The following is a 22,542-nucleotide window of genomic DNA, read 5'->3' on the forward strand; positions in this document are numbered from 1 at the left end:
TGGGTTTAACGCCGCGCCGCGTTTTCAAGGATGTTCAGGAACGACAGCCCCCAGCCAAGGGCCGTGCGGTTGGCGATGCTGTTCCAGCATGCCTGCCAGCGTTCGCGCCGTTCCTCGGGCGACATGGCCAGCGCGCGTTCCAGCGCGTCGGCCATGCCGTCATGGTCCAGCGGGTTGACCAGAAGGGCGGCCTCAAGCTGTTTTGCGGCCCCTGCAAGACGCGAGAGGATCAGCACGCCGGGATTTTCGGGGTCCTGGGCTGCGATGAATTCCTTGGCCACAAGGTTCATGCCATCGCGCAGCGGGGTGATGTAGCCGATATCCGCCAGCCGCATGTAACCGGCCACGGTGGGGCGCGGGCTGCCGCGTGTCAGGAAGCGCAGCGGGGTCCAGTCGGCCTGTCCCTTATGGGCGTTCAGCTTGCCGATCTGGTGTTCCAGCTTGTTGCGCAGCGCCTGGTAGGATGGCACGTCGGTCCGGCTTTCGGCCGCGATCTGCAGGAACGTGACCTGCCGTTCCCGCTGGGGATAGGTCTCCAGCATGCGTTCGTAGCCCGCCAGCCGGTGGTCCAGCCCCTTGGTGGGGTCCATGCGGTCCACGCCAAAGACCAGCTTGCGTCCCGCCAGCGAACCCGACAGCCGGCGCAGGTCCTGTGACCCGGCGGCGGTGACGGCTGTCTGGGCAAAGGCCTGGGGGTCGATTTCCACGGGGAAGGTGCCGACGCGCACGCGGCGCCCCTCGAATGTCAGGGTGCAGTCATCTTCCGCCGTGGCCCCGGCCTTGCGGGTGGCGGCGAAGATGAAGTTGGCGGTGTCGTCCGCCGTCTGGAACCCCAGCAGGTCCGCCTTCAGCAGGTCACGCAGGAAGGTGCCGCCATCAGGCGCCGTGGCCAGCATGTCGGGCGCCGGGAAGGGGGTATGGAGGAAGAAGCCGATGGGCTGGCGCACGCCATGGCGGCGCAGCAGGGCAGGCAGCGGCAGCAGGTGGTAGTCATGGATCCAGATGACATCTTCCGCGCGCAGCAGGGGCAGCAGGTTTTCGCAGAACCGTTCATTGACCGACCAGTACGTGGCCAGTTCCCGCCGCTCGAAATGGATGTGCTCGGGCAGGGAGTGCATGAGCGGCCACAGCGTGGAATTGGAAAAGCCTGTGTAGTAGTTGCGGTGTTCGGCCGGCGTCAGGCCGATGGTGGCGTATTCCACCCCTTCCGCCTGCTGGATTTCGGGTGGCAGGTGGGCCGCATCGGGATGGCAGGTGCCGTTCCAGCCGAACCACATGCCCCCCTTGCGCGCCAGCAGGTCCTTCAGCACAACCGCCAGGCCGCCGGGACGCAGCCCTTCCTTGGGTACGGGAACGCGATTGGATACGATGACCAGCCGTTTCATTACTGCCCTCTCTGACAAGCTGCCCCATGGCGGATCAGCCCCTTCTGGCCACGCGGCCAGGACAGGCACCATACACGGCGGGTCATTCAGGGGGGATGGCGCAGGCGCGGGACTGGCATGCGGCTGTGTCAGTTCAGGGATACGCCACCCGAAACCGCCTGGTAGGTGGAGACCGCGAGCGTAAGCGGCTCGAAGGGCTTGGTAATGACGAATGCCGGTTCGATCGTGTCACCCGTCAGCAGGCGTTCGGGATAGGCGGTGACGAAGATGATGGGAATGTCCTGGTGCTGCAGGATGCTGGACACCGCCTTCATCCCGTCGCCGCCATCGCCCAGGTTGATATCGGCCAGGATCAGGCCGGGCCGGGTTTCGCGCGCAAGCTTTATGGCCTCCGCCTCGCTGCTGGCGACGCCCGCGATGGTATGGCCGCACTGGCGCACCAGTTCCTCGATATCCATCGCGATGATCGGTTCGTCCTCGATGATCAGCACGCTGGTCTGCGCGCATGAACGCAGGCGGGCGTGGGCGTCCTCCAGTATGGTAATGGCCTGTTCGGGCGGCAGGGACAGGACGCGGGCCGCGTCATTGACCGGCAGTTCCTCAAGCGAGGTCAGCAGCAGCAGCTTGCGGCCCAGCGGCGGCATGCCGCCCGCGGCGTCCCCTGTGCCGCCATGTTCGTCATGGTGGCGGGATATCCACTGGTACAGGCGCAGCCTTGGCGGCATGGATGGGTCATCCACCGCCATGAGTTCGCGCAGGCTTTCGGCGACCAGCAGGTCGCCACTCGACTGGCTGCCGCATAACGCCCGGGCGTAACGCCGGGCATAGGGCAGGGCGCGAAGCAGGTCTTGACGCCGTGATAGCGGCATGAGGCATTCATCTCCCCAGATAAACTGTTACACTCCGGATCATGACAGCGTTAGGCTGTGCTGCAAGAGTTGAAGAGTAAACAAACTGGAATCCAGAATACCACCCGATCCGCCAGCGGTCACGCACTTGCGTGGGGAGATCCTGTCCCTTCTGCCGCAATTGCGTGGTTTTGCCCGTTTCCTGGCCGGGCAGCCCGCGCAGGCGGACGACCTTGTCCAGGAAACCGTGCTGCGCGCGCTGGCGGCGCTTGACCAGTTCACGCCCGGCACCAGCATGAAGGCATGGCTGTACACGATCGCGCGCAACCTTTTTTATGAACAGCGCCGCCATGGCCTGCGCGAACGTGATGTGATGTCCGACTACGCCCACCGCCCCGACCAGCCGGGACGCGACACGGGGGAAGGGGAGGCGGACGCGCTGCGCGACCTCAATGGCGCGATCTGGCGGCTCTCCCCCCGCCTGCGTGAGGCGCTGGTGCTGGTTGGCGTGCAGGAAATGACCTATGCGGAGGCCGCCCATGTATGTGGCGTGACGGTCGGCACCATCAAGGCCCGCGTCTCCCGCGCCCGCGCCCAGATCATGGAATACATGGATACCCGCCCCGACGGCGGCTGAGGGAACCATCGCCCGCCTGCTCGCGTTTTCGTTATGTGGGTGGATGTAACCTTTTGCCTTCCCCGTTCATTGCACTGGCATGAACGACTACAAAGGGGAGAAGAAAATGACCAACAGCTTTCATGACGAGATGATTGCAATCCTGCCCCGTCTGCGCGTTCAGGCCCTGTCGCTGACACGCAACCGCGCGGCGGCGGACGATCTGGTGCAGGACGCCGTATGCAACGCGCTGGCAGCGCAGCACAGCTTTACGCCGGGCACCAATTTTTCCGCGTGGATGCACCGCATCCTGCGCAACCGCTTCATCTCGGACCTGCGCAAGAAGCGCGAAACCGGGAATATCGAGGATGTGCCCGCATCCGCCATGGCGGGCAGCGGCGCGCATGAGGAACGCCTGGTGGTCAAGGAACTGGCCGAAGCCATGAACCGCCTGCCCGCCGACCAGCGCGAGGCGCTGGTGCTGGTGGTGATGCAGGGCATGAGCTATGACGAACTGGCCGTGGCGACCGGCTGCGCCGTCGGCACCGCCAAGAGCCGCGTCTTCCGCGCCCGTCGCCAGTTGGCCACATGGCTGTATGGTGAGGAACGCGATATTTCCACGGTCGTGCTGCGCGGCGCGGTGCAGCGCCTGCGCACGCATGTGCAGGCACGCCCCGCGGCATCTGTCTGATCGGGTGGATTCCCACTTTGAATTGCGGCACGAATATGGCACTGACAGTAATGTCTCCATCAGTATCTTGGAATTTGCAGGGTAGGATGCAGCCCTGACACAGGCAGGGATTGTGTGAAGTGGGAATTTACTTCGGGATAATGCGATGGCTCTGAAGGACAAGTGTCCTCCCAGGCAACCAGGAAAGAAGTCCATAAACAGATCGGATGACGCGTTCGAGCTATGGCTGAAGCGGGGGCTGCATCAGTTGTTCGACGACGTGACGAAAGAGCCCGTTCCCGAGGAACTCCTGCGTCTGATTGAGGAAGACCGGAAACGGACAAAATAACGGATGTCCGTATTCCCATCTTCCGGTCACGGCAGGCAGGTCCGTCACCGGAGCCTGTTCAGCCGTGTCGGCCGCGTGTTCGATGCCGTGCGTGGGCGGATGATGGCGATCATCCTGCTGGCCGCCATGCCCATCGCCCTGATCGGTGGGGTGCCGGCATGGCACAGCTATCGCGCGACGCTTGAAGCGCCGGGGAATCGCACCGACCTTACGGTATCGCGCATCGACCTTGAACTGCGCCATGAATCCGAACATCTCAGTTCCCTGCTGCAGGCGGTCTCGCGCATGCGGCTGGATGACGCGGGCCTGCGCCATATGCTGGAACTGGTGCAGTCGCTGACCGGGCGGCATTACAGCCAGATCGCGCTGGCCGACGACCGGGGCAACATCCTGACCGCCGTCGGGCCGCAGAAGGGGTCCCCCCCGCTGGGGCTGGACGCCATGCCCCGTTTCCAGGGGGATGTCGGGCTGGTGGCGCTGGCCGATCCGGCAACCCATGTGCCCGCCTATTTCCGCATCACGGTCTCCACCACCATTTATGACGACGCCGGCAGGCCGGCCCGCCCGGGTTACCTGACGGCCATCATGCCGCTGTCATGGCGCAGCGCCATCCTGCAGGCCAGTGACCCGCGGCTGGACCTGGTGCAGCAGAATGGCCCGGTCGAGATATGGGTGGTGGACAGCCGCGCCCATGCCGCCGTGCCCCTGTGCTCGGATTGCAACTGGTCCCTCCAGCCCCCCGAACGCATCATGCAATGGGCGCGCGCGACACTGGCGATGGGGGAGGAACAGGCCCACATCACCCTGCCCGACGGATCGTTTTCGATTGGTCGCGTGCAGGATGGCGTGCATATGCTGACCATGACGCGCCGCAACGCGGGCGAGCGGCATGCGGTGGTGATGTTCGCCATATCGCTGGTCAGCAGCGGGCTTTTGCTGCTGATGGGGTTGCTGGGCGCATCCAAGAGCGCCGATGTGCTGGTGATCACGCCGTTGCGGCAGCTGACCACGTCGGTCAACCAGTGGCAGCTTGGCGGCATGTATGACGTGCGCTCCAACTGGGCCATGCCGCTGGAGGTCAGGCAGCTTGCCCATGCCTTCAGCAAGGCCACCCGCAAGCTGGCGCGGCATGAAAAACGGCTGGAGCGGGCGCAGGCGCGGCAGGAACTGCTGCTCAAGGAAATGCACCATCGCGTCAAGAACAACCTGCAGATCGTGGCATCGCTGCTGAACCTGCAGGCAGGCCGCATCCGCCAGCCCGCCGCGCGTGAGGAATTCGCCCAGGCGCGCGACCGCGTGCGCGCACTGGCCACCCTGCACCGCTACCTGTACGCCGATGGCGAGCTGTACAGCCTGAACATGCAGAGCTTCGTGCGCGAACTGTGCGGCCAGATCATGCATGCCATCGGTGAGTCCGATGAAGGCCGCATCACGCTGGATATCCGCGTCGATGACCTGTTGATGGTGCCCGACCAGGCGGTGCCGCTGGCCCTGATCGTGACGGAAGCGGTCAGCAATACGATCAAATACGCCTTTCCCGACCGCCAGCACGGCACGCTGGAAGTCGGCCTGCGCGCGCTGTCTGGCGACCGGGCGTGCCTGTGGATCGCCGATAACGGCGTGGGCATGGCGGCGGTGCGCAACCATCCCGGCACGGAGGAAGGGCGCAGCGGCATCGGCATGCAGCTGATCCGCGGCTTTGCCCGGCAACTAGGCGGTGAATTGCAGATGTTTGAGGAAAACGGGACGCGATATGTCCTTGTTTTCCCATTAAAACAGCCCGAACAGGATGAAACGGCAGGCTGAATTCATGCAAAAATGCATGGCAGAGTTATGGCCTGGACGGTTTTCAGTCGTGGATGATGGCTGTCCCTGTGCCGTGTCCTTCGGTATAGGGAGCGGTCATGAACGATGACAAGACAGTGATGAAGGCGTGGACGAAGGCACAGTCGCGTCTTGGGCGCCGGCAGGCCATGCCGGTTGTGTTGCTGGGACTGGCCTTGGCTGCGACCGCGGTGGGGCAGGCATGGTGCATTGCCAGCGTGCTGGCCGGCGTGCTGGCGCCCGGCGGGGAACCCGCGGTCACGTGGGCGCTGGCGGGGCTGGTGGGGCTGGCCATCGTGCGCGCCGTCCTGCAGATGGGGTCGGACATCCTTGCCGCCCGCGCGGGCATGAAGGCGCGCGCGCGGCTGCGTGGCGGGGTGCTGGACGCCATCCTGCGTGGTGGGCCGGGGCTGCTGCGCCGTCATCACACGGGGGAACTTGCAGCACTCGCCGTTGACCGGATCGAGGCGCTGGACGGTTTTTTCGCCCGCTGGCTGCCCGCTTCCGTGCTGTGGGTTGCCGCCCCCCTTGTCATCGGTGTCCTTGCCGCCCTGGTCCAGCCCGGTTCGGCGCTGATCATGGCGATATGCGGCATTGCCGTGCCGTTCGGGCAGGCGGTGTTCGGGATCGGGGCGGCGGTCGCCTCGCGCAACCAGTTCCTTGCCATGACGCGCCTGCAGGCCCGCTTCCTGGACCGGGTGCGCGGCATCGCCACCATTGTCCTGTCGGGCCGGACGGAAGATGAAACCCGCAGGCTTGCCGCCGCGGCGGAGGAACTGCGCGTGCGCACCATGAAGGTGCTGCGGGTTGCGTTCCTGTCATCGGCTTCCATCGACTGCGCAATGGTCGTGGCGCTTGTGCTGGTGGCGCTGCGCAATGGCGCGCAGCTCATGGCGCTGCATGACCAGGGCGTGCCGGCCGCGATCATGGCGGCCCATGTCGCGCGCGGGCTGTTTGTCGTGCTGCTGGTGCCGGAATTCTTCGCCCCCTTCCGCAGCCTTGCGCTGGCGTATCAGGACCGTGCCCATGCATCGGGCGCTGCCGCGGCCATGCGGATCCTGCCCGACGCCACGGCGGTGCGCGCGGCGGGGCAGGCGGCGTGCGACACCGGGCAGGGCGTCAGCGTGGCGTTCGAGCATGTGGGCTTTACATGGGATCCCGCGCGCGGGGTGACACTGGATGATGTCTCGTTCACCGCGCCCGCCGGGCAGACGCTGGTACTGTGGGGACCATCGGGATCGGGCAAGTCCACCATCATTGAAATGCTGCTGGGCTTCATCCAGCCCGAAAGCGGGCGCATCACCATCAATGGCGTCGACATGGCCACCATCGAGCCTGCGGCAATGGTGGCCATGACATCATGGATCGGCCAGAAGCCGGTCCTGTTCGCGGGCACCCTGCGCGAAAACATCCTGTTCGCGTGCCCCGATGCGACGGACGACCAGTTGCAGGCCGCCATCAGGGCTGCGGCGGCGGATGGCTTCATCGCCAGCCTGCCGCAGGGGCTTGAAACCCGGATCGGCGAAGGCGGGTTCGGCCTGTCGGGCGGGCAGGCGCAGCGCGTGGCGGTTGCGCGCGCCTTCCTCAAGGATGCGCCGCTGCTGCTGCTGGATGAACCGACATCCCACCTTGACCCGCAGGCCGAAGCCGGCGTGTTTGCCAGCCTGCGCGCGCTTGCGGCCAATCGCACGGTCATCCTCGCCAGCCATTCCGCGGCGGCGGAAGGGTTCGGGGGGCACAGGGTGGACCTTGATCATGGCCGGATTGTCACCAGTGGGGAGAAGGCATCGTGAAATCCTCGGAAAACCGGGAATTCGCACGGCAGGCACGGCGTGAAGGCGTGATGGGGCCGGTGCTGCAGATCCTGCATATATGGCAGCGTCGCGCCCCGCTGCTGACGGCGGGCGCGCTGTTGTCCCTGCTGGCCGTGCTGATCGGCCTTGTGCTGATGCGCGAGGCGGGCATGCGGGTGGCCGCCATGACGCTGGGCGTGATCGTGGTGACGACCGGGGCGCTGCGCATATTCGGCGGCGCGCGGGTCATCCTGCGCTATACCGAACGCCTGGTCACGCATGATGCCATGTTCCGCGCGCTGGCGGATGTACGGGTATGGTTCTTCCGCAACCTGGCGCGGGGGGCGGCGGCGGGTCTTGGCTTCCGGCGCGCGGGTGACCTGCTGTCGCGGCTGGTATCCGATGTCGAGACGCTGGACGGGCTGTACCTACGCATCATCATCCCGCTTCTGGGCGCGTGCCTGGTGCTGCCGTTCCTGTTCATCGCCATCAACATGGTGGACACCGTGCTGGCGGTCGTGGTGGCGGGGCTGTTTGCGTGCGGCGCGTTTGTCCTGCCCCTGATCGCCGCCATGATGGGGCGGCGCGAGGGCGGTCTGGTCAACCATGCCAGCGCGCAGCTGCGTATCGGCGTGCTGGACATGGTGGGGGGCCTGCGTGAAATCGCGACCTTCGGGGCGGAGGGACGCATGCTGGCCCATGTCCGTGACCGTGATGACGCCCTGTACCGCGCGCAGATGAAGCAGGCCCGGATGCTGGCCATGGCGGGGGCCGCGTCCTATCTGTGCGGGCAGGCGGCGGTGGTGGCGGTTCTGGCTGCCGCGTTGGGTCTGGGCCTGCCGCGCATTGCCCCCCTGCCTGCGGCGGCGGTGCTGTTCCTGACGGTCGCGGCGTTTGAGACCGTGGGCGGCCTGACCCGCGCCGGCGCGCTGGCAGGCAGCATTACCCGGGCCGCGGCCCGGGTCGTGGCTGTGGGCGAAATGCCGGAACATGCCCCCCCCGAAGGCACCGAACCCGCACCGGCGGGCACCGATATCCGCTTCGAACACGTATCCTTCCGCTGGAGTGCCGACCGCGCCCCGGTGCTGGATGACCTGAACCTGGACATTCCGGCGGGCCAGCGCATTGCGGTGCTTGGGCCGTCGGGTGCCGGCAAGTCCACGCTGGCGGCGCTGCTGCTCAAGGCGGTGGCGCCCCAGGCCGGGCGCATCACGCTGGGCGGGCGGGATATCGCCACCATACGCGATGATGACCTGCGTGGTCGGATTGCGTGGCTGTCGCAGGCGACGCACCTGTTTGCCGATACGATTCGCGCCAACCTGCTGCTGGGCCGCCCCGACGCAACCGAAGCCGACCTGTGGACCGCGCTGGAACAGGCCCGGGTTGCCGATGTGGTGCGCGACCTGCCCGATGGGCTGGATAGCTGGCTGGGTGAAGGCGGCACCAGCCTGTCTGGCGGGCAGGGCCGGCGGCTGGCGCTGGCGCGCGTGCTGCTGTCGCGCGCGCCCATCCTGATACTGGATGAGCCGGCCACCGGGCTGGATGCGCGCACCGAGCAGGAATTCCTCCAGACCCTGAATGACGTGACACAGGGCCGCACCGTCATCCTGATCGCGCATCGCCTGACGGGTGTCGAGAAACTGGATAAAGTATGGCGTATTTCTGACGGGAAAATGGTCAGTGCCCGTTCATGAAGGGGTGGCCATGCCGGTGGAAAGGATTGACGCGGCTATTTCCACAGGGCACGAAGTAGCGGAAAACCGGATCGGGCATACCAGAAGGCTGATAGCGATCCGTCTTGAATCCCTGAATCAGGAGTGAATCCATCATGCGTCGCCTGTCCCTTCTTCTTGGTCTTGGTCTGCTGACGGGGTGTGCTGGTGGCCATCCGGGTAAATATGTCGTGTTCTTTACCCAGAACTCCACCCAGCTCGACGCACCTGCCCAGATGGTCATCACGCAGGCGGCCCAGCGTGCGGTGTCAACCCACGCCCGGGTGCGTGTCGAAGGCTATGCCGCCGCCAGCCATGACCTGTCGGCCGATGAACTGCTGGCGATCGACCGCGCCAAGATCGTGGCCCGCCAGCTGGCGGTGGATGGCGTGGACGCCAGCCGCATCAGCCAGCAGCCGCGTGGCCCGCTGAACAACGAAAATGGCGCCCTGGCGTCCCGCCGTGTCGAAATCGAGGTTGGCGGACGCTGAGCGACAGCCTCTCCCCTGATGATATGACGACTGGTGGCGGCCCGTCACGCAACCCGCGTGACGTGCTGGCCGAGGTCTTCGGCTTTCCTGATTTCCGTGGCCTGCAGCAGCAGGCCGTGGATGAGGTCATGGCGGGCCGGGACTGCCTGGTGCTCATGCCCACCGGCGGCGGCAAGAGCGTCTGCTATCAGGTGCCCGCCCTGGCGCGGCCGGGCACCGGCCTTGTCATTTCCCCCCTGATCGCGCTGATGGACGATCAGGTCGCGGCCCTGCGCCAACTGGGGGTGAACGCGGGCGCGCTGCATTCCGAACAGGAAGCCGATGATGCCGCCCGTGTCCGTTCGGACCTCATGGCCGGGCGGCTGGACATCCTTTATGTCTCGCCCGAACGGCTGCTCTCCCCCGGCATGCTGGAACGGCTGGGGCGGCTGACGCTGTCGGTCATCGCGATTGACGAGGCGCACTGCATTTCCGCATGGGGCCATGAATTCCGGCCCGAATACCGTGAACTCGCGGCCCTGCCGCAGCATTTCCCCAATGTGCCCCGCATCGCCCTGACGGCCACGGCGGATGCGCGCACGCGCACCGACATCCTTGATGCGCTGGCGATGCCGGACGCCACGGTGCTGAAGGCCAGTTTCCACCGGCCCAACCTTGATATCGCGGTCAAGCCCAAGACATCGGAACTGCGCCAGTTGACCGGCATACTGGACCGCCATCGCGGGGCGGCGTCCATCGTCTATTGCGGCAGCCGCAGCAAGACCGAGCGGATTGCCCGTTCGCTTGCGGGCAAGGGGTATGCGGCGCTGCCGTTCCATGCCGGCCTGTCGCCGGTGGAAAAGCGTGCCGCCCTCATGCGGTTCCGTTCGGGTGAGCCGGTGGTGATCGTCGCCACCATCGCCTTTGGCATGGGCATTGACCGGCCGGATGTGCGTGCCGTGGTGCATCTGGACATGCCATCCTCGCCCGAAGGGTATTACCAGCAGATCGGTCGCGCCGGGCGTGATGGGGAACTGGCCGAGACCGTGCTGCTGTATGGCGGTGACGACATGGCCCGCGCCCGGTACTGGCTGGAGCAGTCCAACGCGCCCGAGGCCCAGAAGCGGGTCATGAGTGCGCGGCTGGAAGCCATGATCGCCCTGACCGAGACCACCGGCTGCCGCACGCAGGCGCTGCTGTCGTGTTTTGGCGAGGAACTGTCCACCGCCTGCGGCCATTGTGACAACTGCCGCAATCCCGTCGCGACGTTTGACGGCACGGTGGCGGCGCAGAAGGTCCTGTCGGCGATCTATCGCACCGGGCAGCGTTTTGGCGCGGTGCATGTGGCGGGCGTGCTGCGTGGCAAGGCGTCGGACATGACATCCCGGCACGGGCATGAAAAGCTGAGCGTGTTCGGGATCGGCAAGGACCGGCCCGAACCCTTCTGGCGTGGCGTGATCCGCCAGTTGATCGCACGCGGCGCGATAAGGGTGACGGGGGAATACAACGCCCTTGCCCTTGAGGAAGGGCGCGCCCGGCCCATATTGCGGGGCGAGGAGCAGATCATGCTGCGCGAGGATGCGACCGAGGACCTGAAGGCGGCAGGCCGTGCGTCAGGCAGCGGGCAGCGACCCCAGATGGCCGACCTGACGCCTGAGGCCGCGGCACGGTATGAAGCCCTGCGGCAATGGCGGCTGGGTGAGGCGCGGGAGCAGGAAATTCCGCCCTATGTCATTTTCCATGACGCCGTGCTGCATGATATTGCCCTTGAACGCCCGACCACGCTGGATGAACTTGGCATGATCCGGGGGGTGGGTGGTTCCAAGCTGGCGCGCTATGGTGCGGCGGTGCTTGATGTACTGGCCGATATCGGCGCCTAGCCCGTCACGCCCCGGTCGCGTGGCGTGATCTGTTCCATCGCGTAATCAGGAAACGGTTTTGCATGCGGTGCCCTTTTTGTGGACATGACGATACGCAGGTAAAGGACAGCCGCCCGCATGAAGATGGCGCGGCCATCCGGCGCAGGCGCATATGCGGGTCGTGCGGGCAGCGCTTCACCACCATCGAACGCGTGCAGTTGCGCGACCTTGTCGTGATCAAGGCCGATGGCCGCCGCGTGCCCTTCGAGCGTGACAAGATGGCGCGTTCGGTCCGGATCGCGCTGCGCAAGCGCCCGGTCGAGGCCGACCGGATCGAACGGATCGTCAATGGGCTGGTCCGCCATCTGGAGGCCACGGGGGAGACGGATATCCCTTCACGCGATATCGGCCGGCTGATCATGGAAACGCTGCGCGAAATTGATTCCGTGGCCTATATCCGCTTTGCCAGCGTGCATTGGGATTTTCGGGAAACCAAGGATTTCGCGGATATTCTGGAGACGATTTCAGCCTCGGTCTCGGGTGATGCGGGCGAAGACCTGCCCCCATCCGGCGCCGGGGACAAAGATTGAACTGGACCCCGCCACGCAAAGAGGCGATGAAACGCAGAATTCGCAGCAATGCCACAGCAGGAGTAACGCGCCATGACACAGACAGACGGTGACCGGCAGCACAAGGTCCGTTCCCGCACCGCATCGCGTGTCGCGGCGGTGCAGGCCCTGTTCCAGATCGAACAGGGCAGCGAAAGCCCCGAACGCGTCATAAACCAGTTCATGCGCCACCGGCTGGGCACGTCCGCGTCCGATCAGTGCGATTATGCCGAAGGGCACGTGCCCGATGCCGATGCGCGGCTGTTCGGTATCGTGGTGCGTGGCGCCATGGCCCGGCAGGACCGCATTGACGCGCTGCTGCATGACATCCTGCCCGCGTCATGGCCGCTGGCCCGTCTGGACCCGGTGCTGCGCGCGATCATGCATGCCGCGGGCGGCGAGATGACGGGGGCGGACCCCGTACCGGCCCGCGTCATCATCAATGAATACATGGATATCGCCCATGGTTTCCTGGCCGGGGATGAGCCGCGCATGCTCAACGGCGTGCTCGATGCCCTGTCGCGGCGGATCAGTGAACCGGCGGCACCTGTGGCTGACGTGGGCGGTGAAACGGTTGTGGTGGCGGACGATGCCCCGGTGACCGATGCCACCCCCGGCAGCAAGCCCGCCTGAACCCGGAAGGAAGGCATGACGGCCAAGGGACAGGATACGCTGTCGGATGATGGCCTGCCTGCGGAATTCGGCTTCATTGCCCGTATTTTCCGGCCGCTCGCTGGGGATGGGGCGCTGGACCTGCGTGATGATGCGGCGGTGTTCATGCCGCCTGCCGGGCGTGAACTGGTCATAGCGGCCGATGCCATGGTCGAAGGCGTGCATTTCCTGCCTGATGACCCATCCGATACCGTTGGCCGCAAGCTGCTGCGCTGCAACCTGTCGGACCTTGCCGCCATGGATGCGACCCCGCTGGGCTACCTCATGACGGTCTCCATGCCGCCTGCGCGGGATGAGGCATGGTTCGCGGGTTTTGCATCGGGCCTTGTGCGCGACCAGCGCCAGTTCGGCATTACGCTGCTGGGGGGGGATACGACCTCCACATCCGGGCCGCTGGTGCTGTCCCTGACCGTGCTGGGGCATGTAGCACCCGGTCGGGCGTTACGGCGCAGTACCGCGCGCGTGGGGGATGGCATATGGGTTACGGGCACGATTGGCGATGGCGCGATGGGCCTGCTGGCGCGGCGTGGGCAGGTGGCCGACCCTGATGGTTTCCTGGCGGGGCGTTACCAGTTGCCCCGTCCCCGGCTGGGGCTGGAACTGGGTGGGGTCGCATCCGCCGGGATGGATGTGTCCGACGGGCTGGTGCAGGATCTGGGGCACATGGCGCGTGAAAGCAGGGTCGGGATCGTGATCCACGCGGACCGGGTGCCACTGTCCCCGGCCGTACGCGCCCTTGGCCCGCAATGGCTGTCAACGTGCCTCGGTGGCGGGGATGATTATGAACTGCTGCTGGCCGTGCCCCCCATGCACGAGTCCGGCCTGCTGGACCATGCCGCGCGCGCGGGGGTGCCGGTAACCCGTATCGGGTGGGTGGTTGCGGGCAATGGCGTGCAGGTGCTGGATGCAGCAGGCCACGCGATGGAATTCGCCCGGCGTGGGTGGAGCCATGTCGGGGAGGGGGGGTGAGACCCTTCCCTCAGTCGTCCAGCGACAGGTCGTAAACCCGGTAGCGTTTGCACGGTTCGGGCGTGATGCGTTCGATCAGGCGGCGCATGGGCTGGTTGTTTTCCAGTACCCAGCCAAGCTCGATCGTGCGGTAGGGCAGGCTGCGGCCGCGTTTCATGAGTTCGGTAATGGCAAGGGCGGGCATGATCGCCCCCAGCGCCGTGCCGTCCAGTGCGGAACTGACGCCAAGCAGGATGACGCGCGCGGAATGGAATTCATGCCGCAGCAGCCGCTTGCCCAGTTTCAGCCACCCCAGCGGTGACGGGTCGCCATTGAGGTCGGCGGAAATGTCGAACACGTTGGGCACCACCAGCGCCACGCAGACCGGCTTGCCCGCCTGTTCGATCAGCACGAAATGCTCCGGCCGCAGGATGGGCTTCATCTCCACGATCATGGACTGCATGTCCTCGCGCGCCAGTGGAATCGATCCCCAGTTGTTGCGCCATGCGTCGTTGTACAGCGTGCGCAGGATTTCCCCGTCCTCATCGATCCGGTCCATGCGCAGGCCACGGGTGGTGACATTGCCCAGCCGCCCTTCGCCCAGCCGCAGGCTGGCGGGGACCAGGTGGGCTTCCTCCGCATCCGGGCCGGTGCGCATCTGGTAGGCCACAAGATCGCGCACCTTGATGGCGCCACAGGCATCCATCATGCCCGGCAGCCATTGCGGGTGCCATGGCATGGCCACCATGGGCATGGCGTGGTGGCCTTCCAGCATCATCCCGAACTCACCATTGCTGTCCAGCGTCTGCGGCCCGCGCATGAGCTTCATGCCATGCTGGCGCAGCCACGTGCCTGCCGCATCCAGCAGCGCGGATACGACATCGAGGTCGTCAATGGCATCCAGCGCACCGAAAAAACCGACCGGCTCCCCGTAATGTTCCATGGATACCGGGTCGATCTGCGCGGAAATGCGCCCCACCGCCCGGTTGCCCCGCATGGCCAGGAAATACTGCGCGCGCCCCTTGCGGAAAAAGGAATTCTTGCGCGGGGTCAGCAGGTCGCGCTGGGTCAGGTCCAGGGGGGGGACATAGCCCGGCAGCCCGGCGTACAGGCGGCGGGGCAACTGGATAAAGGTGGTCATCTGACGAAAGCCGGAAACGGGAATGATAGTAAGACGATCGGTTTCGTTCATGACCGGTTCGTTGCATCCTGAACATGTCCCGCATCGACCTTCATTCCGTCACGGAACGGGGCAGGCTATGCAGGCAGGGGTTGAAAGAAATGATTCGGTGGTCCGTCCTGTTGTTGTGCTGATGGCACAGAAGGACCCTCAAAAGGAAGATAGACAATGACGGTTACGTCCGGTTCACGCATGGATGAAGGTGGATATGTGCTGATTACGGGGGCATCCAGCGGGATCGGGGCGGAACTGGCGCGGCTGTACGCCGCCCGCGGGCGATCGCTGGTATTGTGGGGACGCAATGCCGAACGGCTGGAAAACGTGGCCGTGCAGGCCCGTAGCCTGGGTGTTCAGGCGCATACGCGCGTCCTCGACCTGTCTGATGGGGCGGCGGCCATTGCAGCCCTGCGTCAGGATGATGACAGCTATCCGGTCGACATCGCCATCCTGGCCGCGGGACTTGGCGACATGCGGCGGGGGAGCGACGTGGTGGAACGGGCGGAGGATGTGCTGCATCTGGGTCTGGTCAACTATGCCACGCCATCGGCCATGGCCGCCGCCGCCGCTGAATGCATGGTCCCGCGCGGACGGGGGCATATCGTGCTGATCGGTTCGGTCGCGGCCTTCCATGCCCTGCCGTTCGCCGCCGCCTATTCCGGGTCCAAGGCCGGGCTGAAACGCTTTGCCGAGGCGCAGCAGATGGCGCTTGCCCCGCTGGGGATCGGGGTGACGCTGGTCTCGCCGGGGTTTGTGGACACCCCCATGAGCCGCCGCGTGGTGGGGGCGAAGCCCTTCCTGCAGACCGCGCCCGAGGCCGCGCGCAAGATCGCCCGCGCCGTGGACCGCAACCGGCCCCACCTGGTCTTTCCCTTCCTGTTTTCCGTGCTGCGGCTGGTGGATACGCTGATGCCATGGCCGTTCAAGCGGCGGATCCTTTCTGCCATCAGGGCAGACCAGATGGAATGATTCCCCGCCGGGACAGGGTTTATATAATATGTTTTAATGTTGACCGGAACGATTGTGGCCGTTTCGTGACATTGATCAATGAAATTACACGATGGCTGGTCTTGTTTTCTGGGCAGATGTGCTAACCGATAGGTCTGCGGCACCTGAATTGCCTGTTCTGTTGCATGGAATGCATGGGAGAGTGCACAATCGCAGACTGTTTTTATTGTAATAGCGGGGCAAGGAGCTGCCGTATGGCCACGGAGCGTGACCGGACATGAAAGAGATCGTTGCAGTTGATATTGGCGGCACGCATGCGCGTTTCGCCATTGCCCAGGTTGATCAGGGGCGGGTTGTCACGCTGGGGGAAGCCACGACCCTGAAATGTGCCGACCACGCCAGCCTGCAACTGGCATGGGAAGCCTTTGCCCGCGTGGTTGACCGCCCCCTGCCCAGGGCCGCGGGCATCGCCGTGGCCTGCCCGATCAAGGGCGACATCCTCAAGCTGACCAATAACCCGTGGGTCATCCAGCCCGCGTGGCTGCCGGTCAAGCTGGGGGTGGACGAACTGATCCTGGTCAATGATTTCGGTGCCGTGGCCCATGCCGTGGCACAGGTGGGCGAAGACAGCCTGCAGCATATCTGCGGCCCCGACCAGCCATTGCCCGAACAGGGTGTCATTACCGTCGTGGGGCCGGGCACGGGCCTTGGTTCCGCCTATATCGTGCGGCGCAAGAACGGTTATTTCGTGTGCGAGACCGAGGGCGGGCATATCGATTTCTCCCCGCTCGACCCGCTTGAGGACCGTATCCTGACCGTGCTGCGCCGTCGCTACCGGCGCGTGTCGGTGGAACGCGTGGTGTCCGGGCCGGGGCTGCTCAACCTGTACGAGGCGATTGCCGAAATGGGGGAACTGTCGGTCAAGGCGCGTGATGACAAGGCGCTGTGGACCATGGCGCTGGAGGGATCGGACCCGGTGGCGGCCGCCGCGCTGGAGCGGTTCTGCCTCAGCCTTGGCACGGTCGCGGGCGACCTTGCGCTGGCGCAGGGCGGCAGCGCCGTTGTGATTGCCGGTGGCCTTGGCCTGCGCCTGGCCCAGCACCTGCCCAGTTCCGGCTTTGCCGAACGCTTCGTGGCCAAGGGCCGGTTCGAAGGCATGATGGCGGAAATGCCCGTCAAGCTGATTACATACCCGCAGCCCGGCCTGCTGGGCGCGGCGGCGGCCTTTGCCGAAGCCTATCGCTGATTTGAACCAGTTGGGGCGCCCCGGTCATGCCGGGGCGCCTTTTTTCATTCCGGGTGGCCTGGCTTACGGGTCAGCCGCGCCACAGGTGGCCGGGCATGGCGTCATAATGCCGGGTCAGGAAATCCAGCAGAAGCGCCAGCACGCTGCCCATGTGCCGGGGATCGTAGTGGACGTGGCTGGCGATTTCTTCCAGCGACTGGTTGTTGATCATGGTGGCGATCAGGATCCGCTCGTAGCGGTTGCCGATGATGTCGTGAATATACCTGTAGCGGTTGATTGACCCCATGCGCCCGTTCAGCGGTCGCACGGACAGGCCCAGTGATGTCCGGTCCAGATACGGGTCTTCCTGTCCCATCACGCCAATCCGGTAATCCGTGGCCCAGAACCGGGCCGCCGCAACATGGTGCGCGGTGATGATGCCGCTGTGGTGCAGGGCGTCGATCATGGTGGGGACGGGTGTCGCCCATTCATGGTTCCCGTCGGGAACGATGGTGGGGGTGGACAGGGTGGCGGGACCGTCAGCGGGCAAAGGGCTCACTTTCATGGCTGAGTGTCAGTGCATCATCTTCACGTCCGGTAATGGGGTCAATTGAAAGTGTAAGATTATCCCCGTCCGGATGCGAAAAATTATCTCCGCGCGGGCGCATGGGCCGACTGGATAAAAAAGGCATCTGCCCTGTTCGCCCCATGGTGGACCCGATCCCGAAAACGTGGTGCGATGGCCTGACCGTCAATGCACGCAGAGGACAGCATGGCCATTACACCGCTTGAGGTCGCAGCACGGCGGGCAGGGGGGCGGCGCGGAGCCGACATCCTGCTGGAAATTTTGGAAAGTGAGGGGGTTCGCTATATCTTCGGCAATCCCGGCACGACGGAACTGCCCCTGATTGATGCGCTCCAGCGTCGCCCGGACCTGAAATACATTCTCGCCCTGCAGGAAGCGAGCGTGGTGGCCATGGCGGATGGTTATGCGCAGGCGGCAGGACGCCCCGGCTTCCTGAACCTGCACACTGCGGGCGGGCTGGGGCATGGCATGGGTAACCTGCTGAACGCCAGCGTATCGCAGACGCCGCTGGTGGTGACGGCGGGGCAGCAGGATTCGCGGCATACCATTTCCGACCCGCTGCTGTTTGGCGATCTGGTCAGCATCGCGACGCCCGCGGTCAAATGGGCGCAGGAAGTCCTGCATGCGGACCAGTTGCCGGTACTGGTGCGGCGCGCCTTCAACGATTCGATGGCTGCCCCCTCCGGGCCGGTTTTCCTGTCCCTGCCCATGGATGTGATGGAGGAACCCAGCGATGTTGATGTCGGTTCCCCATCCATCATCAATCGCGATTCCATAGCCGGCGGCCTGCCGGATCTGGCCCGTGCGCTGGCGGGTATCGCGCCGGGCAGGCTTGCGATCATCGCGGGGGATGAGGTGCATGGCGCGGATGCGGCGGCACAGGTGGCCGAAGTGGCCGGGATCCTTGGCGCGCCGGTTTATGGCGCGTCGTGGCCATCGCGTATCCCGTTTGCGACGTCCTGCCCGTTATGGGCGGGCAACATGCCAACGCGCGCAACCGATATCGCCCGCAGGCTGTTGGATTATGATGCGATCTTCGCGCTGGGCGGCAAGTCGCTGATTACCATCCTGTATTCGGAAGGCTCCCCCGTGCCGCCGGGTTGCGCGGTCTATCAGGTCTCGGCTGATGTGCGTGATCTGGGGCGCACGTTCCAGACCCCGCTTTCACTGGTGGGCAATATCCGCGCGTCACTTGATGTGCTGATCCCGCTGCTGCAACAGGCGACACAGTCCCGCCAGGCGGAATTCAGTGCGGCCCGCGCGCGTGTCACCGCCGCGCGGGCGGGCAGGCGGACGGAGGCGGAAACACTGGTTGCCCGGCACCGGGACGACCCGGTCATCGCCCCCTGCGTTGCCGCCCATGAAGTCGTGCGCGCCATTGGCCCGCAGGTCGCCATTGTGGATGAGGCGATTGCGACATCTTCCTATACACGCATGTTCCTCGACAGTGACTGGGCCGCGCAGTACTCCTTCCTGCGCGGTGGCGCACTGGGCTGGGGCATGCCGGCGGCGGTCGGGGCATCGCTGGGGCTGGGGCGTGAACCGGTTGTCTGCCTGGTGGGGGACGGGGCGGCGCTGTATTCCCCACAGGCCCTGTGGACGGCGGCGCATGAACAGTTGCCCGTGACCTTCGTGGTGATGAACAACCGCGAATATAACGTGCTGAAAGGGTTCATGCGCGGGCAGACACATTACGTTTCCGCGCGGGAGGGAAACTTCCTGGCAATGGACCTGCGCGATCCGCCGATCGACTATCAGGCCATGGCGACATCTTATGGTCTGGACTCGTGCCTGATTACGCGCGCGGGGGACATCGCCCCGGCCATACAGGCCGCGATGGCGTCCGGCCGTCCCAACCTGGTGGAGATCGTGATCAGCACGATCTAGGGGAAACCGGCTTGATTTTTCGTAAACTATTAAAAAAACAAAATTTTTTGGAGCTGCCTTTTTTACACAAGGCGGCAGGTGATGCTGGTTTAAAAAAAGCATCACAATGCTACAAGGGCAGGCTGTCCCGACTGTCTGTTAGAGACTGTTTGAAAACAACCCATTGATAAAAAATAATAAAAGTTTTTGGGTGCTGCCTTTTTTCAAAAAGGCGGCGTTCTTTCGAAGCTTTTGCAAAAAGCTTCACCAAAAACTTCCTTTAATTTTAAAGGGCTATCATGAACTGACTTTTCAAACAGTCTCTTAATGAATGGGGAAGGAGCAGGTGGCCGGAGGGGTATCAACCCGTTCCCGGCCCGGGTCCACACGCAGCGTCAGCCGCATGACGGCGGCGGCAAGGTGCGCGCCGCTGGTGCGCATGGTCGTCTTGATGTCCACGCCATGGTTGTTGTCCAGCACCGCGACATTGCGGCCCCGGGCGATGGTCGCTTCCGCCCGCACGGACCAGTAGGTGCCATTGATGTCCGACAGGCGGGCAAGGTTGTACACCGTCCCTTCGCCCTTCAGCTTGCTGTAGCCGATTCCAACCGCCCCGCCGCCGGTAATCTTGACCGGATAGGAATGGTTACCGAAATAAAGGCGTCCCCTGCCCCATGAATACCCACCCGCAAGGGCGGCATCGCGCAGGGTGAAACAGATTTTGGCGGTTGGTTGTCCCAGCGCATCCGCAGCCCATGCGGAATGGGTGGCCAGTAGTCCTGCGGCAAGAATGACAGGGGCATAAAGGAAAGCTGGTCGCACGGTATGTTCCTGCTACGATATGGCGGCTGGTAAACCATCTGTGGAATGCACGCGGTTCCCGGCATGATTGACCGGGGGCATTCTTTGTTTTCAGTCGATTACCACCAAAAGGCAACCCCTGTCAGTGTCAGGCGACCCATCGCCTGGATGCGTGGGAAAGGAGCGAGCGCAGATGCATGCCGCAACACTGTCCATGGATTATGACCATCCGGACTGCCGCCCCGTCCTGCGCCGGATCCGGGCGCAGGCCCCGTTTGTCTACGGGCTGACCAATTATGTCGCGGCCACTCTCAGCGCCAATGTGCTGCTGGCGGCGGGCGCGGCCCCCGCCATCGGGGCCGCGCCGGGCTGGCCGGCCGGTTTCGGGGGGCAGGCCGGGGCAATGTGGGTCAATGCAGCAGGGCTGATCAACTGTACGGCACGCGATATGCTGGACGCCGTGGATGCCGCGAATGCAGCCCATGTGCCATGGGTGCTGGACCCGGTGGCCATGGGGGCGGGCGTGGGGGAATACGACGCCATCATCCGCACGCTGGCTGCCAGAACACCTGCCGTGGTCCGGGGCAATGCCAGCGAGGTCGTGGCGCTGGCCGGGGGGGCTGCGACGGCGCGGGGTGTCGAAACCACGGCTTCGATCGCGCAGGCGGTGCCAATGGGGCAGGCGCTGACCCGTAGCCATCAGGTGATCGTGGCTATCAGTGGACCGGAAGATCATATCCTCGCCCCCGATGGGCGACATATTATTGTGCCGGGCGGCCACCCGCTACTGACGCGCGTGACAGGGGCAGGCTGCGCATTGGGCGGGCTTGTTGCCGCGGCCTTGGCAACTGTTCCAAAGGAATCGGACAGGCTGGTTGCGGTGGCAGCCGTTCACGCGCTGTATGCACGGGCGGCTGAAATCGCGGCCCGGGATGCAGGCGGCCCGGCATCCTTCGCCACCGGTTTTGTCGATGCCCTGTCGCGATTGCAGGATTCCGCTACGGCAGGTGCCGACGTCTGATCAGGAAATATCGGCCATAAGGGAGACATGGGCGGCAATGATCTTCCATCCATCCGGGGTGCGGATCCATGTCTGGCTCTGCCGGCCGATACGTTCGCCACCATGACGACGGAATTCCAGATCAACCGTGCCGGTATCGGTGCCGATCGCCGTAATATGCCGGCGCAGTACAGCACGCGGGGGGGAGCCACCTGCCCGATTGCGGCGGAAGGCCGCGATTTCATCAAATCCGTACAGCATTTCCCCAACCCCATACCGTACTGTTTCGGGGCCATGGTAAAACAGGGCGTCCAGTTCCGCGATGTCATTATCGCCAAGCGCCTTTTCATAGCGGTCGGACATCACGGTCAGTTCCGCAATGATTTCGGGGCGGTTCAGGGCAGGGGACATGATGTTTCCATAAAATATGCCGGCAGCTTTATCCCTTGGCGGGAAGGGCTGCCTCATGCGCTTCGTTTTCCGTTACATTGATAACAGCTTCATTGGAAAACGACACGACTTCCGATGGCGGATGGTTGACGGCTTCATTCGTCTTGCGCGCCAGATCGTTGGTCACGGTTTTCAGTTCGGACACTTCAGAACGGACATCGTTCAGGATTTCGATCAGGGCGGCATGGTCTTCCGCCGCGCGCTGGTCGGTGCCCCGGCTCAGTACCGCATTGCCCACCATAAGGGCAGGCAGCGCAACCAACTGGATGCAGTTGCTTACATACAGCAGCGTATTCTGCCACGCGGGGGCGGCCAACGGGATAAGGGAAAAGACCAGGAATGCATAAACGCACCAGATGCTCCCGAATATGATCGTCATGCGCACCGCGACATGATCGTTGACCTTATGGAGAAGGGAGGTGTTGGTCGGTGATTTCGGCATGGGAACCTGCTTGCGGCAATATGTTGTAATAATTCAGAGGGTATGTCCCAAAATCCATCGCCATGCGTCCATCTTAAAATGGATAGGATTTATGCTGGCAGGGCAGGGAGAGACCGATTCCGTATGCCCGGCAAACTGGTCCCCGTTTGAATGATATTGGAATTTGCCGGTTTTCCGCGATTTTCATGTCTTGCGGATGAAAGTTTTTGTTTTTTTGTGATTTTAAGATTGACGGTTGTTGGAGCGGGACCTATATCCGCACTCACCGGCGGCGCTGAGGAAACTTCTTGAGC

24 protein-coding genes are annotated in these 22,542 nt (G+C 64.3%); 15 read left to right on the forward strand and 9 right to left on the reverse strand.

Going from position 1 to position 22,542, the window contains the following annotated elements; genetic code table 11:
* Positions 1 to 5: 5 nt before the first annotated feature.
* Both CFR76_RS08385 and CFR76_RS08390 read right to left on the reverse strand, forming a co-directional pair.
* Positions 6 to 1,385, reverse strand: coding sequence for an alpha,alpha-trehalose-phosphate synthase (UDP-forming) (locus tag CFR76_RS08385; protein WP_110556720.1), 1,380 nt, complete (start codon positions 1,383 to 1,385; stop codon positions 6 to 8).
* A gap of 128 nt (positions 1,386 to 1,513) precedes the next feature.
* Positions 1,514 to 2,254, reverse strand: coding sequence for a response regulator (locus tag CFR76_RS08390; RefSeq protein WP_110556721.1), 741 nt, complete (start codon positions 2,252 to 2,254; stop codon positions 1,514 to 1,516).
* A 127-nt stretch (positions 2,255 to 2,381) separates the two neighbouring features.
* Between CFR76_RS08390 and CFR76_RS08395 the strand changes: the two genes are divergently transcribed.
* The 11 genes from CFR76_RS08395 (at position 2,382) to thiL (ending at position 13,775) form a co-directional block, all read left to right on the forward strand.
* Positions 2,382 to 2,870, forward strand: coding sequence for a sigma-70 family RNA polymerase sigma factor (locus CFR76_RS08395; RefSeq protein WP_110556722.1), 489 nt, complete (start codon positions 2,382 to 2,384; stop codon positions 2,868 to 2,870).
* 106 nt (positions 2,871 to 2,976) lie between these two features.
* Positions 2,977 to 3,540, forward strand: a complete 564-nt coding sequence (locus tag CFR76_RS08400; RefSeq protein ID WP_025437708.1) for a sigma-70 family RNA polymerase sigma factor — start codon at positions 2,977 to 2,979, stop codon at positions 3,538 to 3,540.
* A 145-nt stretch (positions 3,541 to 3,685) separates the two neighbouring features.
* Positions 3,686 to 3,868: a hypothetical protein gene (locus CFR76_RS18390; RefSeq protein ID WP_010514389.1), complete on the forward strand. Its 183-nt coding sequence runs from the start codon at positions 3,686 to 3,688 to the stop codon at positions 3,866 to 3,868.
* A 3-nt stretch (positions 3,869 to 3,871) separates the two neighbouring features.
* Positions 3,872 to 5,674, forward strand: coding sequence for a sensor histidine kinase (locus CFR76_RS08410; protein WP_208623955.1), 1,803 nt, complete (start codon positions 3,872 to 3,874; stop codon positions 5,672 to 5,674).
* A gap of 98 nt (positions 5,675 to 5,772) precedes the next feature.
* Positions 5,773 to 7,485, forward strand: a complete 1,713-nt coding sequence (gene cydD / locus CFR76_RS08415) for a thiol reductant ABC exporter subunit CydD (protein WP_110556723.1) — start codon at positions 5,773 to 5,775, stop codon at positions 7,483 to 7,485.
* The gene (gene cydC, locus CFR76_RS08420) at positions 7,482 to 9,179 is read left to right on the forward strand and encodes a thiol reductant ABC exporter subunit CydC (protein ID WP_110556724.1); all 1,698 of its coding nucleotides are present in this window, start codon (positions 7,482 to 7,484) and stop codon (positions 9,177 to 9,179) included. Before cydD ends, cydC begins: the two co-directional genes overlap by 4 nt.
* Positions 9,180 to 9,313: 134 nt before the next feature.
* Positions 9,314 to 9,688 (forward strand): OmpA family protein, encoded by a 375-nt coding sequence (locus CFR76_RS08425; protein ID WP_025437712.1) that lies wholly within the window; start codon positions 9,314 to 9,316, stop codon positions 9,686 to 9,688.
* 23 nt (positions 9,689 to 9,711) lie between these two features.
* A complete protein-coding gene (recQ, locus tag CFR76_RS08430; RefSeq protein ID WP_110556725.1) occupies positions 9,712 to 11,547 on the forward strand; it encodes a DNA helicase RecQ in 1,836 nt (611 codons plus the stop codon).
* A gap of 62 nt (positions 11,548 to 11,609) precedes the next feature.
* Positions 11,610 to 12,116, forward strand: a complete 507-nt coding sequence (nrdR, locus tag CFR76_RS08435) for a transcriptional regulator NrdR (protein WP_025437714.1) — start codon at positions 11,610 to 11,612, stop codon at positions 12,114 to 12,116.
* A gap of 72 nt (positions 12,117 to 12,188) precedes the next feature.
* A complete protein-coding gene (gene nusB / locus CFR76_RS08440) occupies positions 12,189 to 12,767 on the forward strand; it encodes a transcription antitermination factor NusB (RefSeq protein WP_110556726.1) in 579 nt (192 codons plus the stop codon).
* 15 nt (positions 12,768 to 12,782) lie between these two features.
* Positions 12,783 to 13,775 carry a thiamine-phosphate kinase gene (gene thiL, locus CFR76_RS08445; protein WP_110556727.1) on the forward strand — a complete coding sequence of 331 codons (993 nt, stop codon included), beginning with the start codon at positions 12,783 to 12,785 and terminating at the stop codon, positions 13,773 to 13,775.
* A 10-nt stretch (positions 13,776 to 13,785) separates the two neighbouring features.
* Here the strand turns inward: thiL and CFR76_RS08450 are convergent, their stop codons facing one another.
* Positions 13,786 to 14,946 (reverse strand): hypothetical protein, encoded by a 1,161-nt coding sequence (locus tag CFR76_RS08450; RefSeq protein ID WP_110556728.1) that lies wholly within the window; start codon positions 14,944 to 14,946, stop codon positions 13,786 to 13,788.
* 156 nt (positions 14,947 to 15,102) lie between these two features.
* Between CFR76_RS08450 and CFR76_RS08455 the strand changes: the two genes are divergently transcribed.
* Both CFR76_RS08455 and glk read left to right on the forward strand, forming a co-directional pair.
* The gene (locus CFR76_RS08455; RefSeq protein WP_110556729.1) at positions 15,103 to 15,900 is read left to right on the forward strand and encodes an SDR family NAD(P)-dependent oxidoreductase; all 798 of its coding nucleotides are present in this window, start codon (positions 15,103 to 15,105) and stop codon (positions 15,898 to 15,900) included.
* Between the two features lie 256 nt (positions 15,901 to 16,156).
* On the forward strand, positions 16,157 to 17,125 hold the full coding sequence (gene glk, locus CFR76_RS08460; RefSeq protein WP_110556730.1) for a glucokinase: 969 nt from the start codon (positions 16,157 to 16,159) through the stop codon (positions 17,123 to 17,125).
* Between the two features lie 70 nt (positions 17,126 to 17,195).
* Here the strand turns inward: glk and CFR76_RS08465 are convergent, their stop codons facing one another.
* A complete protein-coding gene (locus tag CFR76_RS08465; protein ID WP_244191838.1) occupies positions 17,196 to 17,669 on the reverse strand; it encodes a hypothetical protein in 474 nt (157 codons plus the stop codon).
* A gap of 207 nt (positions 17,670 to 17,876) precedes the next feature.
* On the opposite strand from CFR76_RS08465, the gene CFR76_RS08470 reads away from it, so the two are divergent.
* Positions 17,877 to 19,577, forward strand: coding sequence for a thiamine pyrophosphate-binding protein (locus CFR76_RS08470; protein ID WP_110556744.1), 1,701 nt, complete (start codon positions 17,877 to 17,879; stop codon positions 19,575 to 19,577).
* 109 nt (positions 19,578 to 19,686) lie between these two features.
* Here the strand turns inward: CFR76_RS08470 and CFR76_RS17995 are convergent, their stop codons facing one another.
* Both CFR76_RS17995 and CFR76_RS08475 read right to left on the reverse strand, forming a co-directional pair.
* Positions 19,687 to 19,824, reverse strand: coding sequence for a hypothetical protein (locus CFR76_RS17995; RefSeq protein WP_167402084.1), 138 nt, complete (start codon positions 19,822 to 19,824; stop codon positions 19,687 to 19,689).
* 56 nt (positions 19,825 to 19,880) lie between these two features.
* Complete coding sequence (locus CFR76_RS08475) at positions 19,881 to 20,378, reverse strand: hypothetical protein (RefSeq protein WP_208623956.1); 498 nt, start codon at positions 20,376 to 20,378, stop codon at positions 19,881 to 19,883.
* Positions 20,379 to 20,550: 172 nt separating this feature from the next.
* Between CFR76_RS08475 and CFR76_RS08480 the strand changes: the two genes are divergently transcribed.
* On the forward strand, positions 20,551 to 21,378 hold the full coding sequence (locus tag CFR76_RS08480; RefSeq protein ID WP_110556732.1) for a hydroxyethylthiazole kinase: 828 nt from the start codon (positions 20,551 to 20,553) through the stop codon (positions 21,376 to 21,378).
* On the opposite strand, the gene hpxZ is transcribed toward CFR76_RS08480, so the two are convergent.
* From hpxZ to CFR76_RS18220, 3 genes are all read right to left on the reverse strand, one after another.
* A complete protein-coding gene (gene hpxZ / locus CFR76_RS08485) occupies positions 21,379 to 21,768 on the reverse strand; it encodes an oxalurate catabolism protein HpxZ (RefSeq protein WP_110556733.1) in 390 nt (129 codons plus the stop codon). It abuts the gene before it with no gap.
* 28 nt (positions 21,769 to 21,796) lie between these two features.
* A complete protein-coding gene (locus tag CFR76_RS08490) occupies positions 21,797 to 22,249 on the reverse strand; it encodes a hypothetical protein (RefSeq protein ID WP_110556734.1) in 453 nt (150 codons plus the stop codon).
* A gap of 89 nt (positions 22,250 to 22,338) precedes the next feature.
* A partial coding sequence (locus CFR76_RS18220) for a hypothetical protein (protein WP_208623957.1) occupies positions 22,339 to 22,542 on the reverse strand: 204 nt, incomplete at its 5' end.

The sequence above is a fragment of the Komagataeibacter swingsii genome, from assembly GCF_003207895.1.
Taxonomy (GTDB): domain Bacteria; phylum Pseudomonadota; class Alphaproteobacteria; order Acetobacterales; family Acetobacteraceae; genus Komagataeibacter; species Komagataeibacter swingsii.